This window comes from Pseudomonas sp. BJa3, assembly GCF_026343815.1.
Taxonomy (GTDB): Bacteria; Pseudomonadota; Gammaproteobacteria; order Pseudomonadales; family Pseudomonadaceae; genus Aquipseudomonas; species Aquipseudomonas soli.
The window spans coordinates 1-571 of the sequence record NZ_JAOXMC010000050.1 but is presented as its reverse complement, the minus strand read 5'-3'; the positions used below and the strand labels follow the sequence as shown (position 1 = coordinate 571).

At 53.9% G+C, this 571-nt stretch carries 1 tRNA gene and 1 rRNA gene; both read right to left on the bottom strand.

Features of this window, described 5'->3' with window-relative positions:
* Window positions 1-2: 2 nt before the first annotated feature.
* A tRNA-Ile gene (locus OH705_RS26835) sits at window positions 3-79 on the bottom strand.
* Between the two features lie 86 nt (window positions 80-165).
* Window positions 166-571, bottom strand: a 16S ribosomal RNA gene (locus OH705_RS26830); the annotation flags it as partial.

Here is a 571-nt window from a genome sequence, read left to right as displayed (position 1 = left end):
ATTGGTAGGTCTGGGCAGATTTGAACTGCCGACCTCACCCTTATCAGGGGTGCGCTCTAACCAACTGAGCTACAGACCTATAACAGGGTCGCGTTACAGCATCGTCTTTACACAATGAATCAAGCAATTCGTGTGGGAGCTCATCAGCAGGCTGATGTCTTCGATTAAGGAGGTGATCCAGCCGCAGGTTCCCCTACGGCTACCTTGTTACGACTTCACCCCAGTCATGAATCACACCGTGGTAACCGTCCTCCCGAAGGTTAGACTAGCTACTTCTGGTGCAACCCACTCCCATGGTGTGACGGGCGGTGTGTACAAGGCCCGGGAACGTATTCACCGCAACATTCTGATTTGCGATTACTAGCGATTCCGACTTCACGCAGTCGAGTTGCAGACTGCGATCCGGACTACGATCGGTTTTGTGAGATTAGCTCCACCTCGCGGCTTGGCAACCCTCTGTACCGACCATTGTAGCACGTGTGTAGCCCAGGCCGTAAGGGCCATGATGACTTGACGTCATCCCCACCTTCCTCCGGTTTGTCACCGGCAGTCTCCTTAGAGTGCCCACCAT